Here is a 2,292-nt window from a genome sequence, read left to right on the forward strand (position 1 = left end):
TTCGGTTCTAATATTCCGATACCCAAATGGCGCTGCACCAACAGAAAACCCTCTTGCGACCTGACCTGACATTCCTCGATGTGTTTTCTTACCTAAATCACGCAAATACTGCTCGCTCATTGCACCATGCATTACTCGCTTAATATATCGACCAGAATCCTCGGTATCATAACCTTCATTGACAGCTATCACTCGAATACCGAGCAATTCCAATTTATTGATTGTTTTTTCCTGGTCGGCAAGGTTTCTAGTGAAACGATCCAACGCTTCAATAACTATCACGTCAAAGCAGCCTGATTTTGCATCTTGAATCAATTGACCTGCGGCAAGTCGGTATTGAGTTGGAACGGACCCACGGCATTCACCATCTTGATAGTTTCTAGTGAGCTCAAGACCATTTTCATTCATCCATTTCTTACAAATACGCTCTTGATCAGCTAATGAAGTTGGGTTTTGCTTATCGCTAGAGTAGCGAGTATAAATAGCAGCTCTCATAGACCAGCCTCCGCTTCACTCTGATCCTTAATTATTTCGTGAGCTATCTGAACAGCAATGATCTCAGCTAAATCTTCAACAGAGATAAAGTCGGAATTATAGTCAGAGTTATTCATGATAACCCTCCAGCTCAATCTGATGAGAGAGTCTAGCTACTAGATGTGTAGTTTGAAATTTATGAATAATCTGACTTTGGCGAGACTGCAATTCAGCATCGTCACCTAGCCACTCTTTAGAATGGATACGCATATGTGTCACCTTTATTGTTTTTATTATGTTTGACGGTTCAAATACTACTTAACAAAAAAAACAAGTCAACAGATTTGTTTATTTATCAATAACTTAGTATACGATTATCGCACACACTTATTACCCAACAGACTGTTCTTGACTTATATAAGCTCAACCTCAGCTCTAAACTATAATTACTAAAAGGCGAATTTCACGGGACTAACTTCACTCAAACACGAATTACACGGGACTAAGTCTACAGATACACGAATTCGAGAGGACTAACTATGTCGGTATATAAATATTAGGAAACTGATGCATGAATTCAAAGACAGGCATCGACGGTTAAAACTAACAAGTGCATTAGTTTTCGTCGTTGAACTTTTTACCTTCTAAAAATGCAATTCCATCTCTGGGATCAACGCCAATAACAGCGCAGTACTTGACGTATTCGTAGACATCTAGCTTCCGCTCAAGAAGCTCGACCTTCGGAACAAAACTGTTTGCATAATTCAGACGCGAGCTGATATCACGTTGCGTTAAACCTGCCTCTTTACGACACAATTTTAGCCACGAAATCAAACTTTTGTAATTATCAGAAGAGATTGTTTTGTTCATTGAGCCGATTATGGGCTCATGATAAGATTCTCCCAAATTAGGAGCAAAGTACTGAACGTCAACGACTCTGCTGAAAAATATATCCTTCCTGTTATTAAAAGGGCGTCTCAATATGGACAACAGAACGACTTTCGAATTTATCCTATTTGCCGGACTGATTGCATCAATAAAAATTGGGCAGCGCGAAACCACAGCTAGTAAACTTTTGAAGGCTGGCTTTTCGTCCTGTGCATATAACCAGGCAGCTTATCTCAATCATCTCTATCAAAATCGAATCATCACAATTGAAGGGAGATATCAGAGTGATAAAGACGATGACTACATTGACCTAAACGATGATTACAGAATTACCTCATACTACCCTAATGACGATCTTTCGTTAAAAGAGCTCATAAGCAAAATCCAATCTACGGATATAGATGAAAAGCAACATGCAATTTTAGAAATAATCAGAGAAGAATTGGTCGGAGAAGTTTTTTATTTTTTAGCAGAAAAAATAACTAGCCTCGATATCGGAATGGACTTGCTTACGGAACCGCCCTCAATAATAACCGAACTATTGAAAGATTTTTCCGTACTAGAGGTCTGCGGCTGCATTGAAAGCTCTGTGAACAAGTTTGATCAGAACAAACTTCGCATTCTAAAATGCACTAGTGACGATGACGGTATCGTCAATACTATATGTAATGCAATTGATCGTCAGGATAGATATCACTTTGCCGCCAGACCAACTAAGACCAGTAACCTAATGTACCTTCTAACAGAACATCTGACTGAAATCGGGCCTGACTACTGGAAAAACGAAAGATTGTGGCGCAAATTAGAGCTTCAGGATATTGAATCTAAATTAGAGAGCCTATCTTTCTCTGCGTGCGAATAGCTACTTACTGAATCAAACACCCTAAGGCCAATCAAGCATTACATAACTTTAATAAATATATATTCCAA

General features: G+C 38.9%; 4 protein-coding genes. 1 reads left to right on the forward strand and 3 read right to left on the reverse strand.

The window, feature by feature from the left end:
* From A3761_RS23390 to A3761_RS23395, 3 genes are all read right to left on the reverse strand, one after another.
* A partial coding sequence (locus tag A3761_RS23390; protein WP_197473203.1) for a recombinase family protein occupies window positions 1-495 on the reverse strand: 495 nt, incomplete at its 3' end.
* Between the two features lie 108 nt (window positions 496-603).
* Window positions 604-744: a hypothetical protein gene (locus A3761_RS26395; RefSeq protein ID WP_156492062.1), complete on the reverse strand. Its 141-nt coding sequence runs from the start codon at window positions 742-744 to the stop codon at window positions 604-606.
* A 345-nt stretch (window positions 745-1,089) separates the two neighbouring features.
* On the reverse strand, window positions 1,090-1,344 hold the full coding sequence (locus tag A3761_RS23395) for a helix-turn-helix transcriptional regulator (RefSeq protein ID WP_068740186.1): 255 nt from the start codon (window positions 1,342-1,344) through the stop codon (window positions 1,090-1,092).
* Window positions 1,345-1,456: 112 nt separating this feature from the next.
* Between A3761_RS23395 and A3761_RS23400 the strand changes: the two genes are divergently transcribed.
* Window positions 1,457-2,224, forward strand: a complete 768-nt coding sequence (locus tag A3761_RS23400) for a hypothetical protein (protein WP_068751004.1) — start codon at window positions 1,457-1,459, stop codon at window positions 2,222-2,224.
* Window positions 2,225-2,292 lie beyond the last annotated feature (68 nt).

The organism is Oleiphilus sp. HI0123 (genome assembly GCF_001635315.1).